The following is a 14,131-nucleotide window of genomic DNA, read 5'->3' as shown; positions in this document are numbered from 1 at the left end:
GGTCCGAGGCAGCCTGGCGAAGGTCACGGGAATCGGTAAGGGTGCCCCTGTCCAGAGGGCTGACGCCAAGGACCTGGACGGTCTGACTCAGGGCATCGACTTCCACGAGCTGGTCCTGCACGCCGTACCGAAGAACATCTTCGCCGCGTTCGGTGAGGGCAACCTGCTCGGCGCGATCGTCTTCGCGCTGCTGGTGGGTGTCGCGATGGCCGCGATCGGGGAGAAGTCCGCGCCCTTCGCCTCCGTCCTGGAGTCCGTCGCCGCGGTGATGTTCAAGGTCGTCGGCTACGTGATCCGCGTCGCGCCGCTGGGGGTGTTCGGTTTCATCTCCTACGACGTCGCGTACTACGGCTTCGGCAACCTGCGCAGCCTGATGGGGTTTGTCGCCGTGGTGTACGCGGGTCTGGCGATCGTCCTCGGCGTACTGTTCCCCCTCATCGCCGTCATCTTCCGCATCCGCTACGTCGAGTTGCTGAAGGCGGTCGGGGGTCTCGCCGGGATCGCGTTCGTCACCCGCAGCTCCGAGTCGGTGCTGGCCCCGCTGATGGGCAGACTCGCAGCGTTCGGCCTGAGCCGGTCCACGACCTCCTTCGTCGTCCCCCTCGGCTACTCGTTCAACACCGACGGCTCAGTCCTCTACCAGGCGGCCGCGCTGGTCTTCCTGGCCAACGCCTACGGCGCCGACACATCCCTGCCTGCCTTGCTGGTCATGGTCGGAGTGCTGGTGATCCTCTCCAAGGGCATGGCCGGCGTGGCCTCGGCTTCGATCGTCGTCCTCATCGCCGCGGGGAACTCCATCGGCCTGCCCGCTGAAGGCATCGCCCTGCTCCTCGGCGTGGACTTCATCGTGGACATGGCCCGCACCGGCGTGAACGTCATCGGCAACTCGCTCGCCGCCGCCGTCGTGGACAGCTCCGAGAAGCGGCGCGAGGCGAAACTCGACCCGGCTGAGGCGGCCCGGGGCAAGGTCGCGCCCGCCGACACGACCGGCCCCGGCTCCCCGCCGGAACGCACTCTGCAAAAGGATGCGGCGCAGTGACGAGCCCGACCGGCAGCACGGAGATCATCGGCATCCTGGGCGGCATGGGACCGGCGGCCACCGCCGACTTCTACGCCAAGCTGGTGTCGATGACTCCGGGCCGCAGCGACCAGGACCACCTCAGGACGGTCATCTGGTCCGACCCCACGATCCCCGACCGCACCGAGGCCCTCCTCGGTGACGGGCCGGACCCCACGCCCTGGCTGCTCAACGGAAGCCGAGTCCTGCGCGAGGCCGGCGCGACTGTGATCGCCATCCCCTGCAACACCGCGCACGCCTTCGTGCCCCGGATCGCCGACCACGTCGGCCTGCCGATCGTCCACATGATCGGCGAGGTCGCGCGCCACCTCGCAACGCTGCGGCCGGCCGTCAGCACCGTCGGCCTGCTGGCCACCACCGGCACCGTCCACGCAGGTCTCTACCAGGAACGGTTCGGCCGCTACGGCATCCACCTCGTGCTGCCCGACCCCAGTCAGCAGGACCACGTGATGACCGCCATCCGGGATGTCAAAGCAGGTCAGCACGGCCTGGCGGGCGTATCTCTGGCCGACGCCGCCCAAGAGCTGATCACGCGGGGCGCACAGGCGATCATCGCGGGCTGCACCGAGATTCCCCTCGGTCTCCCGGCCGACGCCCTCGGCCTGCCGTTGGTCGACCCGGCCGTCGTCCTGGCCCGGGCCCTCGTCCGCCGGGCCCGGGCGGCATGACGGGGGCGACGGGTGGACTGGAGGATGAGCGATGTATCGTACGCAATATGTCACTCGACAGCCCTGTCTCCCGCCGCCTCCTCAGTGACGAGGTCTTCCACCGCCTGCGCGATTCCATCGTGCGCGGCGAACTCGTCCCGGGGGAGAAGGTCAAGGACAGCGAGCTCGCCGAGCGCCTCGGGCTCAGTCGCACCCCGGTGCGCGAGGCGCTCGCCCGGCTCGCCGACATCGGCCTGGTCGAGGCCAAGCCGGGTGTCTACACCCGTATCACCACGCTCAACCGCCGCGACGTCGAGAAGACCCTCGCCGTGCTGCGTTCACTGGACCGACTCGCCATCGAAACCGCCGTACCGGCAATGACCGAGCGGGATCTGCGGTCCATGCGGGAGGCCAACCGCGCCTTCGAACGTGCTGTCGCCGCCAACGACATCACGGCGGCCCTCGAAGCCGACGACCGGTTCCACGCCGTCCCCATCGCGATCGCGGACAACCCGGTACTCAGCCGGATCGTCGAACAGCTCCACCCCCAGATCCACCGCATCCTCTACCGCAAGTTCTCCACGCTCCTGGGCGGCCGCAACACGATCGAGCACCACGACCAGCTCGTCGACATCTGCGCGACCCGTGACGCCGCCGCGGCCGCCGATCTCTCCGGACAGCACTGGTCCGAACTCGGCGGCCACATCAACCAACTCTTCGACACCAACCAATTCGCCGACGACGTGACCGCCTACTGACCTTCGAAGCGTGGTGGGGTCTGCACGGTGAGTGGTGTGGCTCCCGAGCTGGAAGCGACAGTTGATGACTGACGTGACGAAGTGACACCGAGGCCCGGGCAGGCCGCCGCGGGTGCGACGGGTGTTGGAGGCCGTGCCGACGGACGGCAGGACGTTGCCAACCGGCGTATCGAGGAACTGCTTCGCGAGTACGAATGACGGCACCTGATCGTGCCCGAGGCCTCTGGGGTGACGCCCAGGGGGCTTGCCGTTTGCCCTGCCTCTCAAGCATGCCCAGTGGCCTGGGTCTGTTCTGAGGCGAGCCGACGGGCAAGGCTGTTCCGCTCCCTGTCGAGAGTGGTGAGCAACCGAGCGCGAGGGTCTTCGCAGTCGGGCTCCACCTCGACGCCCAGGTCGTGGCGGAGGGCGACTTGCAACAGATATACCCCGTCGGACAGCGGCCTGCTGAACCAATCCTTGGCTCGCTCGTACGACCCGTCTGAGTCAGGACGGCTCGGCAACTGCTTCACGACGGAGTACCCGACCCCGAGCGCCCTGTTGAGGGCCGAGGCGATCTGATGGACGTCCTTCGGCAGTGCCATCCGCGCCCCGGCGCACCTGCAACCGGATGGCCGACGCCGGACAGCTCACCAAGGACCCCGGCGGCCGGTACTACCTGGACACCGACACCCGGACGGACGCTGACGCTTCGGGAGACGCGTCCCGTCCCGAGGTGATCCACCGGCCCTATCACGGCTGCATCGACGGCCACGAGGAAGCCGCCAACGCGAAGATCACAAGGGCATTGGAAGAGGACGGAGACGCTGCATAGCGCTCTGTGTCATCGCGCCGCGAGGGCGGTCCGGGAGATTCGGACCGCCCTTATGGGCCGGCACGTACCTGCGGCTCTCCTGACTGCGCTCGCGTGGGAGCGCCCCGCAGCGCGTGGCTGCGGGGCGCCTGGTGGGGTTTAGTCGACATCCTGCCCGTTGAACTTGCCGCCCTTGCAGGTCGGGAGCCCGGCCGCGGACGTGTTCGACCGATCGACCGTTCCACCGCCCTGCTCGCACTCACCCGGGGTGAGGCTGGCGGGGGTGGCGGTTGTGGCGGTGGCGGTTGTGGCGGTGGCGGTGGCGGCGCCTGTGAGGCCGAGTCCGGCGAGGGCTGCCGTGGCGATGACGGCGGCGAGGATTCGTCGAATGCGCATGTGGTTCGCCTTTCACGGATTGCCTCGGTTGGGACACCACTCAGCTTGATGTTCATCCATGTGGGCGACACGTCATGTTAGGCCGTTCGGGTGACATTGCTGTCGGGTGCAGGATCGGTGACGCGACCCGTCGGACAGGCCCTAGCTGGGCTGCCGCCTTCCTCCGCTCCCTCGGCGGTGAACTTGAGCAGGGTGCCGGGTTCACCGCAACCCGTGCGCCGCCGCTGCCGCGAACACAGCCGTCACCCAGGTCCACAGCACCGCGAGCCCGACATGGCCTGCGGTGCGCAGGCGATGGCCGCGCCATGTGCGGGGGGAGAAGTAGGCGAACTCCATGATCCAGCGCAGGCCCCAGAACAGGGTCTGGCCACAGAGCAGGAACGTCGGCAGGGGTGCGCCGGTGAGCAGGGCCGGCGCGAAGGCCAGGGGAAGGGAACCGAGAAGTGCGCAGGTCAATGCGATGAAGAACAGGTGCGCGTAAGAGACCTGGCGGGTGAGCAGGCTGCTGGCGCGCAGGTCGGCGGGCCACCCCAGTATCCGCGGGAGCGCGACGTGCACCAGTCCCATGAAGATCAGGGCGACGCCGACCAGGCGCAACTGGCCACTGAGACTGAGAAGTTGGGTCACTTGCGATCCTTGCTGAAGGCGAATACCGCGATCAGGCCCGCGAAGCGGCGCTCGGCACTGTGTTCCAGCCCTGCGTGGGCGGCGAGCCGCAACCATTCCTGACGGGGCAGGAAGTGCCAGGCGCCGGGCCCGAACACGGCTGTGTTGGCGGCATCTCGCAGGTGCTCGGCGACCAGCAGCGTGCCGCCGGGCCGCAGCAGCCGGGCGCATTCGGTGAACAGCCGCTCCCGGTCCTGTGCGCGGCGCAGTTCGTGCGCGGCGAAGACGAGCAGGACGGTGTCGGCCGAGTTCGCCGGGTGCGGCAGCGCCTCTGGGCGGCCCGGTGCGGCGTGGGCGGGGGGAGGCACCCGGCGTCGGGCGCGGCGCAGGGACCCTTCGCTCGTCAAGGCCGGGTCGTACAGGTCGATGGCGGTGCGCTGGGCCTTCGGCCAGCGTGCGGCGAGTGGGGCGCTCACCTCGTCCAGGCCGGTGCTCACCACCACGTATGCCGACGGGATGCGAGGCAGTAGGTCCTCCAGCCAGTCGTACGTGTACAGGCCGGAGCGGTCGTAGACGTGCCAGCTCGCCGCCGTGGCGGTGCACAGCAGAGTGAGTGCCGCGACCGATCCCGTCCGGGCGAGGGGGCCCAGCGCGCGAGGCAGACGCGGAGCAAGGAGGGCTGCGGCCGCCGCAGTCCCCGCACCCGCTGCGTACTGGGGCCAGTTATAGGCGATGACGTCGCGGACGCCGGAGTGCCGCAGCGTCACCGTATGGCGCCGATCTCGGTGCGGCGCACACCGCGGTGCCAGCCGTAGTCGACGCCCGCAACGTGGAAGGCGTTGGCGAGGACGGGGCGGGTTCCGGCGAGCGGGCCGTGGTCGAAGAAGGTCAGCCGGCGCACATCGACACAGACCGGCTGCGGGTCCCACTGCGTACGGAATGCCTTGACCACGATCACGGAGCGGGTCTCGGGTTCGTACTCGAAGGTGTAGGGCAGGGGGCCGGCGAAGCGGCGGGCGGCTCGGGCGTCGGCGAAGGGGCTGTGCGGGGGCAACGGCGCCGGAGCGCTGTGCAGGTCGGCACGCACCAGCAGGTCGGCGTACCCGTCGGCGCTGTCGACCCGGAATTCCAGGGTGCCGTCCGTGGCGCGCGAACTGATATGGGCAAGGCGATAGTTATAGCGGGTGAACAGGTTGCCGCCCAGCCGCATCAACCGGGTATCGGTGTCGCTGCGCAGGATGCGCAGCCCCCGCATGGTGCGCCCGCCAGGGGTGCGGAAGCGGGTGAAAACGCGGTATCCGGTCAGCAAGAAGTCACGGCCCAGCCGCGCGGGCAGGAACGCCGGCCGCAGGGCACGGGTGTCCACCAGGGCGGCGGCCACGAAGCCGTACTCCACGCCCTGCTCGCCGCGGGGGTACGTGTCAAGTTCCAGGCCCGGCGGCACCAGCTGGCGCAGCGCCTCGGCGGGCAGAGCGTAGGTCAGCACGAGCGAGTGCGCGAAATGCGTGCTCATCGCCATGGGATGACGTTGCACCAAGTGCCTCACGGGTCGATCCTCCTGTCCTCGGCGCCCGAGGGGTCTGCGCCCAGCCGTATGACGCGCACCACGCCCCACAGCGCCGACCGGTCCTGCGCAGCCCAGCCGGGTCCGGTCGCCGTGGGCTCGCGGAAGCTGCGCAGAACGACGATGCCGCCGGGACGCACGGCACGCCGCACGGCGGCGCGCAGCCGGCCGGCGAAGGCGGGGCCAGGCCCGTCGAGCACGTTCGAGAGGGTCACCGCGTCATAGCCGGCCCGCGGAGCCTGTTCCAGCGCGTCGACCACGTCGGCGTGGACGAGGCGGACGTCCGGCGCGAACAGCGGCTGTGCCCCCGGAAGTTCGACCCCCGCGAGTAGCCGCCACATCCAGGGGTTACAGGCATTGGCGTGCCCAGCGACGGTCCGCCCCAGGCGTCGTCTGAGCACCTTGTCGAAGCGTGCCGGGACCACTTGCGCGAACGAGGGGCGCAGCGCGACCGCAAGCGCGCCGCCCGGCCGCAGCGCGAGCCACATCAGATGTCTCAGCCCCGGGCCGTCCAGGGCAGTGCGCCAACGCCGGGCCTGTTCGGCCGGATCATCGAGGGCGAGGAAGGCGCGCAGTGCGGGCCCGCGCCAGGCCGGCAGCAGCGCGCCGGCCGCTCCACGGCCCAGCCGCATCAGTGTCTCTGCGGAGCCTTCCGCGGTGGTTCTGCCGGCGAGCCGGTCACGTGCGTAGGCGAGTTGTACCGGGTTGACGTCGACGGCTGTCACGTCGTGACCGGCCTGCTGCAGGGCGGCGGCGGTGTCGCCCGCGGAGGCGATGCACAGCACCCGCGCCCCCGCGCTGGGCAGGACGCCGAGCTCGACACCGCAGTCCTCGTACATCCGCCCGAACAAGAGGCGGGGGCCGCCCGACCCGCTGATGATCCGGCCGCGTGCCCATGGTGTGCCGCTCACCGGACCGCCACGCCGGGTGAGGTCCGTTCCACCAGCCAGACCAGCGCTACCAAGGCCAGATTCTGGGTGAGCATCCGCCCCGGTTCCGCTATGTGATCCAGGCCGAACAGCAGTCCGCCCGCGTTGAACACCACCACGAGCGCCGTCTGTACGACAGCGGCGGCCCGCGCCCACAGCCCGGAAAGCGCCCACAAACCAATGGCGGCCTCCGCGATCCCGATGACGATCAGCGCCGTCGGCACCGCCCAAGCCGGCATATGGGGAACGTCCCCGAGAATGGCCCGCTGATCGTCCCGCCCCGGCCAGACCTTGCACCACAGGCCCTCGTAGAACCACACCAGAGCAACAGCCCAGCGCGCCAGCACCCCTTGCCACCCCGTCGCTACGCTCCGGTCTCCCAGCCCTTCGGGTGGTGCCTCTGCGGCGGGCTGTACATCGGACGCACCGGCGCGAAGCGCGGCCGGAGAAGACCCGACCAGAAAGTCCATGGACACCACACCCGATCGCAGAATTGAACGCGTTCAAGAACAGTCTACTCATGTACAACCGTCGTAGATCAGGGGCGAGACGAAGCCTCTACCGAGGCCTGATCTTCGAGGACGCGATCGACGAGGGGCTGATCACGTCAGACCCGGCCGCCAGGCGGCGCGGACGCGGCAGGCGCGCCGGCCGCTCCCGGGACCGTGGTCCGGAGAAGGTCGTCACCGACGCGCTCGGCATCCTGCTCACCGCCGAGCGGGCCACCCTGCTCTCCGGCTGCGACGACGAGTTCGTCGCCGTGGCCCTCAAGGGATGCACTGGCATGCGCTGGGACGGAATCGTCGGCCTGGAGACCGAGTTCACCCGACCCGGAGCAGTCCGCGTCGACTGGCAACCGTACGAACTCGGCACGGGCGAGCTGGTGCGCTGCCCCAAGGGCGACAGCTACCGCACCATCGACTCGACGAACCGGCTGTCGGCGCTGGTGGCCAACCACATCGCCCGCACGAAAACCATCGATCCGGACGAGGTATGGCACCGCATCGACGCCGAGCCCGGGGATCTCAGCGACGTTGTCTACGCCGCCCAACGGGTCGCCACCGTCGACGGAGATCTCAACACGCACGAGAAGGCACTCATCGCCGAGCTACATGAGCGCTGCCAGCGACGCTGAACCGTCGGTGCGCAGGTCCCACGAAGGCCGAGGTCTGCCCTACGGAGAATCGCTGTCGGGGCGTCACCTCACTGTGGCTTCAACGTCGGCAATCGGCCCCAGCGAATTGGCCATCGCTGGCTCCGGCATCCGTTCGATGACGGTCTGCGGTGGCCCCGCCTCACGGCCGTACCCCCACGTGAGCGGCGGTGGGGCCGCTTTGGGGCGTCACCCGATGTTGTGCAGCCGGTGGGGCCAAGTGGCCAATATCGAGGGCCCGCTGAACAACGTCACAGCCACCTCACTGGTTGCCCGGAGCGGTTAGCAGCGCGCCTGCCCGAAGTGCGCACGGCACAACGGGCCTTGCCACACAAGGAAAGAGACGATGGCCCCAGCGCGGGGGCCAGCACACCGGTCCGGAGCCGGGTGGCGACGGTCAACGTGACGGAGGCTGTTCGATCGCGCCGCCCCGATGAGGTGTAGGGATGTAGCCCTTGGCCCCAGCGGGGCAGAGCGTCGAGGCACGCCTGGGAGCAGGCGTTGACCAGCAGCGGCAGAACATCGGTCGCCACCGCCCGGGAGAGCCACGCCTGGTGCGGGCCCGTCGCCGGGATCGGCCCGGTGCAGACGCTGCAGGTGCGGGCCACGGTGGTGCCCCAGCGGGCGGGAGTCAGGCCCTCAAGGTCAAGGACCGTGTCGTCGGGCGGGAGGAGCCGTGGGAACGGCGGCCGGTACTTGTAGTTGCCGTAGATCGAGCGCGTGCTCACCGTGCTGTTCACCAGCCGAGTGCACCGCGTGATTTCGTGCGGGAAAGTGCAGCCGTCGCGACGTGTAGGGGCCGAACTCCTCCAGGCTTGTCATGTCGCCGATCTCCGGAGGTATCCGAACCAGGTTGCTTCCGTACAGCACCAGAGTCCCCACCGCCGTCAGCCGCCCGATCGACACCGGCAGCGTCACGATCTGCCGCCGCTCCTCGGGACTCAGTTCCGGCAGCGGGCGGAACTCCTCCCGCCCGTCGTCCACCGCTACTTCGATCAGCTCCAGCAGCCCGAGCCAGCCCGGAGCACTGGTGTCCTGGATTTCGGCGTGGAAGGACGTCGCCGCGCCGGTCGGACTCACCCGGACCTGGCTGAAACAGTGGCAGCGGTCCTGCGCTACCCGGGCCCGGAGTCCACCGCCTCGGGAAAGCGGTTCGGGAAGACCTGCGCGCGCAACTGTTCGTCCGTCATGGCGCAACGATAGGGAAGCGGCACCCGGTACGGCATCATCTGGTGTTCCTGGCCGGTGATGTAGCCGTCCTCCGTCAGGTATTTGGTGATGCTGTCGATCAGGAAGCCCCGGTGTGGATTGGCGAGAGCTCTCTGACGCCCCACAAGACTGCGGTTGCTGTCCGCCGCGCAGCGCGATCAGGCCGTCGAAGGACGCGGTGAGGGTTCGTGCCCGGTCCGCGGCGGTGTGGTGGCAGATCAGCTTGGTGACCGGTTTCGAGGACAGGGCGGCGCCGATCAAGGGATCTGACCGGATTCCTGGATGTCCTTGGTCGTGGTGACCGGGACGTCGCCGAGCTCGTCGATGAGCTTCTCGAAGCCGCTGAAGTCGACCTCGAGGTAGTGGTCCATGCGGGTGTCGGGGCCTCGGGCACGCCACCGCCCACACCACTCCTGTCAGCATCCCGCTCGCGAAACGGTCGTATGACCTGCGGGACTCGGCGCTGTCCACCTGGCTGCGCGCGGGGGCGACCCGGCCGAGGCCCCCTGAGGCCGCCCGGCGCATGAGGAAAGGCACTGGCTGGCGCGGCGAACGCCAGGAGCCATCACCTGCCCATGTGGCGTTCCATCGTGGCAACTGGGGCACGATCGGTCTGATGGCCGCGGCCGTGGCTGAGACGCTTTCTGAGTTGGTTCGGCCAGTAGTCGGGCGGAGCCGGTATCCCACCCCTTTGGAGTGGGACGCCATCGCCTATGCAGCATCCGATCAGAGCCAGCGCGCAACCAACCATAGCGACCAGTGGCAGAAAGCCGTCTACGAGTATGGCGATCAGGAAGGGAGCGACCGGGGCGAGGGCCAGTATCGCGAGTGAGCGGGGTCTTCGGCGCACCAGCCAGCCGAACAGCATGGACAGCACCAGCAGCAAGTGGATGACTGCCAGGACCCCGAACGCGTTGCTCGCGCCGTATCCCAGGTCTGAACGGGGCACGAGCAGGGCCGCGAACGCCAGAAAGCCTCCCGCGAGGTAGACACCGTCGCCTCTGCTCACCCATCTCCCCAGGGTCACCAACGGAAAGACTGCGAGAACCGCGAGCATGACGGAATACTGGCCAACGGCGAGCTCGTCGCCCAGAAGCTGCACCACCAAGTACACCCCCGCCACCAGGGCCAGGCCGTCTCGGACCAGGAGCACCCGGTACAGCGGACCGGCCTGCAGCCCCTCGATGGTGTCGCGCCGGGAACGAACCTTGGCCAGCACGCGCCGCGCGGCCACAGCTTCAACTGTCGAGACAGTCAACATGACGCAGCCCGCGATCAGACAGGCGACGCAGAACGCGTCGACGTCAGGAACTGAGGCGAGGTACTGGTACTGGCCGATATCGGCCGCCTCTTCCAGCGCTCCCTGTCCCAGGGTGGACAGGGCGACCAGGGTGAGTGCGGCCAGGGCGTTCACCATCCAGCTGCGCAGGTCTCCATACGAGTAGTCGCCCCGCTGACGAAGGTGCAGGGTGCCGAACCACGAGCTCAGTGAGACCGGATGGGGCGCGAGCGGCCCGTTGGCCGGCGCACCTGCCCTTTTGTCGGGGACCTCGGAGTCCGGGGCGCTCTCGTCTGCTGGCGCACCATGCTCCTCGGCTGCCGGGGCATATCGGCGAGCAATGGTGACCGCGCCCGCGCCGTCGAATTTACGGCCGGGTTCTGGGACCCCCGGCAAACGCGCCTGCTTCACATATCGGTATAGGTCGTCCAGGTCTATGTACCCATCGTGGTCCGCGTCGTCGGCCGCGCCACGCAGTGCAGCAACGAGTGTGGCCGTGAACGGGCTCGGATGTCCTTTGTAGTCGGTGTCGGCAGCGGTTTGTGTGCTGCTCGACGCGGTGATGACGTAGCGTCCGCTGCCCGCAAGCTGTTGTGGGTCGACCGGGACGACGCCTTTGGCGAACGCACCGCTGTAGCAGCAGTCCAACACGACGACGATGGTACTGGCATGACTGCGTTCCATCATCTTTTTGAGGGCATGCGAAGTAATCGCTGATGAGGCGAGCCGGTCGGCTACCGCATCTCGGCCGCACAGATACAGCTCCCTGAATACCTGTAACCCGTGCCCGCTGTAGTAGAAGAAAAGCGTGTCGCCGGGCTTGGCCGAGGCAAAGAACTCCTCGGTCTCGGCGAGAATCTCGCCGAAGGAACGTTCGTGCAGTACGACGACCTCCTCGGCGGGAAACAAGCCGGTTGCCGGGTCGGTGAGCGCAGCCCACAGCGTCATCCCGTCCGCGCGCGGCCCCTCTAGCGGACGAAGCCGAGCGGGGTCGTTCGGAAACACCGAGTTGCAGATCAGCAAGGCCCTGTGCGACACGGCTCCCCCGGGGCTACGCTCTTTGACTTGCCGAAGGCACCTTACAGAGCGGGGGGAGCGCACGTGGTGGGCTCGGAGACATTGTTTGCCGTCACGCTGTCGATCGACGGTCTGGAGAGCCAACACCCGGCCGTCGAGGAGGCTTTCGCTGAGTTCGTCCACTCCGCACGGGCCGTGCCCGGGCTCGCAGTCACAGAAGAGTCCATCCCCAGCCCGCATTCGAAGGGCAGTGGCCTGTCCGACTTGCTGCTGCTGCCCGGGACCCCTGCGGTGGCCGTGGCTGTCGCGCGGATGTTCCGGCTCTGGCTTCAGCGGGACCGCGCGCGCTCCATCGCCGTCACGGTGCGTCAGGCTGGGAGGGAGGTGCTGTCCGTTGAGGCGTCTGGGGAGGCAGTCTCGATCGACGCGCTGGAGCGCAGCATCAATCAGACGCTTGAACAGCAAAAGCAGCCAGACGCAAACTGAAGGCCCTGGCCCTGCGCACTGCGGCGTGCCCCCACCGCGAGCTGGAGGCACCGGAGCTGGTCCGTCTCCGTCGCGTCGCAGGGACCCGGCGCGAACCAACTTGTTGCCCTGCACCGGGAATGCACCTCACCGCTCCGCGTCTGAACGCTCGTCGAGCGGCTGAGAGCGTTCAGGATCTGTTGCGCGGTTCTTGCCATGCATTCCCCCACGGTGTCCGCGTGTCCTGACCGGCGGGGAACGATAGTTCGGGTCAGCGAGGTGCGTGCAAGTTCGCATAGTGCGCCAAGGACCACAACTGGTCACGCCGGGACCAGGTATGACCAATGGTGACGGAAGACGGTCAGGACGTCCGACAATCCGCGCTCGTCAATTGGACGTCGTCCGAGTGCCTTCCTGCGGGGGGATGCTGGAGTGGATGTGCCGGGCAGCCGTGCTCCCGCCGATCAGAAGGAGGCGGGTATGGACCTGAACGAGCACCATCGCGGCGCACCTGAGCCCGAGCAGCCTGTGGATCGATCCCCGGCGCAGCCGCACGGTGGTGGACGGCCGGATGCCGGCAGCGCGGTGGTGGCCTTGGCGGGCGAGTTCGGGGCGGAGCTGGTGCGGGCGATTCGCGTGGGCTTGGCCGAGGTGGGCAACTCCGGCCACGGGGCACGGGGACCGTCGCAACTGAGTTGGTACGCCTTCGCGGCCGAGTATGCGCGAGCTCACTGGCCAGGCCGGGCGGCGAAGACCCGGGACGAGGTCAGGGATGCGCTGACGGCCGTCACGATGGCGATGCTGGGGACCTTCCTGGCCGGCCGAACGGGCAGCTGCTGCGTCGTGCCCTGCGGCACTGGGCGTTCGTCACGCTCCGACCGGGACAGGGGGAGATGCCGACACAAACATGCCCAGTTCCTGCTGCCCAGCCTGCAGGGGCGGTCCTGACCTGTCGACATCCTCGGATGACGGCCAGGCCTGACCCTGATCCGTCCGTGCTCAACCCCTTCTCAATAAGCAGGGCGGAGCTGGACACGTCGATCCCAGACGGATCGACAAGCATGCGAAGCCTCTGGCGGAGATGGTTCGCTTGGTCGAAAACCCATCTACCAGGGTCTTCACTGCACTGTCAGTGCAATTGGGCATCAGAGGTACGATGTTGGAAAAGGCTTGGTAACGCGTGAATACCCGAATGATGGGAAGAGCCCGGGCGGAAGCCACCCCTTCCTGTGGCATGAGTATGATGCGCGAGTCAGATTCGTGCCATGTCATGATTCGATGTACTGGTGATCCGTCACAAAATTTTGAATCGAAAACAAATTTGACTTAGTGGTCTCGTGGGCGAAGGAGTTCCGATGGACAGTGCTGTCGAATGTTGGGTGAGGATTACCGGTTGGCTGAGGGAACGCGCGCCCGGTAGTTATGCGCAGCTCTCGCCGCCGGCCACGTCGGAGATGATCCGTGAGACCGAGCAGAGGATCGGTTCGGTGATCCATCCTGATCTGCAGGAAATTCTCCTGGTTAATAACGGATGCGACAAGCCGGGGATGAATCGCACGACGCTTATAAGTCCCAACTACTGCGATGTGACAAATAAGGGTCTGGGAATTCTTGGCTTGACGCACATCGAGGCAGTCCATGAGCACATGATGTGGATTCATGAGAACGCGGTGGAGGAAGGCGCGGCTGATGACGATGAACCCGTGTGGAAGCCCTCATATATTCCCGTCACGTCTGAGTGGGACGGATTTTACGGCACCTTTCTCGACTCGGAGACAGGTAAGCTGGGGAGCTGGTCCGAAGGTGAGGTGACCAAGCTTCACCCAAGCTCCCTGGCAGACCTTCTAACGGCTGCTTTCGAGCGGATTCGTGACGCCCACCTGAATGATGAGGGATTCCCGAAGGTTGACAACGGGTTCCTCGTGTGGAGCACATTCTGAACCTCGACATGAATATGCGGCCCCTGTGAATCATTGTGGGGCCGCACATTCGTTTTTTACAGGGTGAACCCGTTCAGGTCCAGCCAGTATTCGTCGCCGTCCAGGAGTCGGTTCTTGACGCTGAACCCATTCGCTCCGCCGTACGCGGCCATGGATCCGGAATTCTGACGCGATGACATGCTAGAGCGTCCACACCCCTCGCGCCAGGTCGGCATCGGGAAGTCCTTGCGCAGGTCGATGTACCACGAGCCGTCGGTCCTCTTGCCGACGAAGGTCTGTACACACTCGTTGCCGTTGGTC

At 67.5% G+C, this 14,131-nt stretch carries 16 protein-coding genes and 3 pseudogenes; 8 read left to right on the top strand and 11 right to left on the bottom strand.

The window, feature by feature from the left end; genetic code table 11:
* The 4 genes from ABZ646_RS24235 to ABZ646_RS24220 form a co-directional block, all read left to right on the top strand.
* Positions 1-1,039, top strand: a 1,039-nt coding sequence (locus tag ABZ646_RS24235) for a dicarboxylate/amino acid:cation symporter (RefSeq protein ID WP_360522546.1), incomplete at its 5' end; no start/stop codon positions are given.
* Complete coding sequence (locus tag ABZ646_RS24230; RefSeq protein WP_360522543.1) at positions 1,036-1,746, top strand: amino acid racemase; 711 nt, start codon at positions 1,036-1,038, stop codon at positions 1,744-1,746. The genes ABZ646_RS24235 and ABZ646_RS24230, both read left to right, overlap by 4 nt.
* Positions 1,747-1,793: 47 nt before the next feature.
* Positions 1,794-2,483 (top strand): GntR family transcriptional regulator, encoded by a 690-nt coding sequence (locus ABZ646_RS24225; RefSeq protein WP_360522540.1) that lies wholly within the window; start codon positions 1,794-1,796, stop codon positions 2,481-2,483.
* A 574-nt stretch (positions 2,484-3,057) separates the two neighbouring features.
* Positions 3,058-3,294 (top strand): hypothetical protein, encoded by a 237-nt coding sequence (locus ABZ646_RS24220; protein WP_360522538.1) that lies wholly within the window; start codon positions 3,058-3,060, stop codon positions 3,292-3,294.
* Positions 3,295-3,432: 138 nt separating this feature from the next.
* Here ABZ646_RS24220 and ABZ646_RS24215 read toward each other — a convergent pair whose 3' ends face one another.
* From ABZ646_RS24215 to ABZ646_RS24190, 6 genes are all read right to left on the bottom strand, one after another.
* Positions 3,433-3,669: a hypothetical protein gene (locus ABZ646_RS24215; protein WP_360522535.1), complete on the bottom strand. Its 237-nt coding sequence runs from the start codon at positions 3,667-3,669 to the stop codon at positions 3,433-3,435.
* 201 nt (positions 3,670-3,870) lie between these two features.
* The gene (locus ABZ646_RS24210; RefSeq protein WP_360522532.1) at positions 3,871-4,296 is read right to left on the bottom strand and encodes a hypothetical protein; all 426 of its coding nucleotides are present in this window, start codon (positions 4,294-4,296) and stop codon (positions 3,871-3,873) included.
* Entirely contained in the window at positions 4,293-5,042 is a 750-nt protein-coding gene (locus tag ABZ646_RS24205; protein ID WP_360522529.1) for a methyltransferase domain-containing protein, read from the bottom strand. Before ABZ646_RS24205 ends, ABZ646_RS24210 begins: the two co-directional genes overlap by 4 nt.
* Positions 5,039-5,788, bottom strand: coding sequence for a DUF2071 domain-containing protein (locus ABZ646_RS24200; protein ID WP_360522526.1), 750 nt, complete (start codon positions 5,786-5,788; stop codon positions 5,039-5,041). The genes ABZ646_RS24205 and ABZ646_RS24200 overlap by 4 nt, the downstream gene beginning before the upstream one ends.
* A gap of 29 nt (positions 5,789-5,817) precedes the next feature.
* Positions 5,818-6,750, bottom strand: a complete 933-nt coding sequence (locus tag ABZ646_RS24195; RefSeq protein WP_360522523.1) for a hypothetical protein — start codon at positions 6,748-6,750, stop codon at positions 5,818-5,820.
* Complete coding sequence (locus ABZ646_RS24190; protein WP_360522520.1) at positions 6,747-7,238, bottom strand: DoxX-like family protein; 492 nt, start codon at positions 7,236-7,238, stop codon at positions 6,747-6,749. Before ABZ646_RS24190 ends, ABZ646_RS24195 begins: the two co-directional genes overlap by 4 nt.
* A 98-nt stretch (positions 7,239-7,336) precedes the next feature.
* On the opposite strand from ABZ646_RS24190, the pseudogene ABZ646_RS24185 reads away from it, so the two are divergent.
* Positions 7,337-7,741, top strand: a pseudogene (locus tag ABZ646_RS24185) (LacI family transcriptional regulator); the annotation flags it as partial.
* Between the two features lie 825 nt (positions 7,742-8,566).
* On the opposite strand, the gene ABZ646_RS24180 reads toward ABZ646_RS24185, so the two are convergent.
* From ABZ646_RS24180 to ABZ646_RS24165, 4 genes and pseudogenes are all read right to left on the bottom strand, one after another.
* A complete protein-coding gene (locus ABZ646_RS24180; RefSeq protein ID WP_360522517.1) occupies positions 8,567-9,001 on the bottom strand; it encodes a hypothetical protein in 435 nt (144 codons plus the stop codon).
* Between the two features lie 35 nt (positions 9,002-9,036).
* Entirely contained in the window at positions 9,037-9,255 is a 219-nt protein-coding gene (locus ABZ646_RS24175) for a hypothetical protein (protein ID WP_360522514.1), read from the bottom strand.
* Between the two features lie 150 nt (positions 9,256-9,405).
* Positions 9,406-9,504, bottom strand: a pseudogene (locus tag ABZ646_RS24170) (LCP family protein); the annotation flags it as partial.
* Positions 9,505-9,695: 191 nt separating this feature from the next.
* Positions 9,696-11,432 (bottom strand): caspase family protein, encoded by a 1,737-nt coding sequence (locus ABZ646_RS24165; RefSeq protein WP_360522511.1) that lies wholly within the window; start codon positions 11,430-11,432, stop codon positions 9,696-9,698.
* A 78-nt stretch (positions 11,433-11,510) separates the two neighbouring features.
* Between ABZ646_RS24165 and ABZ646_RS24160 the strand changes: the two genes are divergently transcribed.
* From ABZ646_RS24160 to ABZ646_RS24150, 3 genes are all read left to right on the top strand, one after another.
* Entirely contained in the window at positions 11,511-11,912 is a 402-nt protein-coding gene (locus ABZ646_RS24160; RefSeq protein WP_360522508.1) for a hypothetical protein, read from the top strand.
* A gap of 459 nt (positions 11,913-12,371) precedes the next feature.
* Positions 12,372-12,839: a hypothetical protein gene (locus tag ABZ646_RS24155; RefSeq protein ID WP_360522505.1), complete on the top strand. Its 468-nt coding sequence runs from the start codon at positions 12,372-12,374 to the stop codon at positions 12,837-12,839.
* Between the two features lie 407 nt (positions 12,840-13,246).
* Complete coding sequence (locus ABZ646_RS24150) at positions 13,247-13,831, top strand: SMI1/KNR4 family protein (RefSeq protein ID WP_360522502.1); 585 nt, start codon at positions 13,247-13,249, stop codon at positions 13,829-13,831.
* A gap of 56 nt (positions 13,832-13,887) precedes the next feature.
* Here ABZ646_RS24150 and ABZ646_RS24145 read toward each other — a convergent pair.
* Positions 13,888-14,131: pseudogene (locus ABZ646_RS24145) on the bottom strand (hypothetical protein); the annotation flags it as partial.

The sequence above is a fragment of the Streptomyces sp. NPDC007162 genome (genome assembly GCF_040634175.1).
Taxonomy (GTDB): Bacteria; Actinomycetota; Actinomycetes; order Streptomycetales; family Streptomycetaceae; genus Streptomyces.
This window is presented reverse-complemented; position numbering and strand designations above follow the sequence as displayed.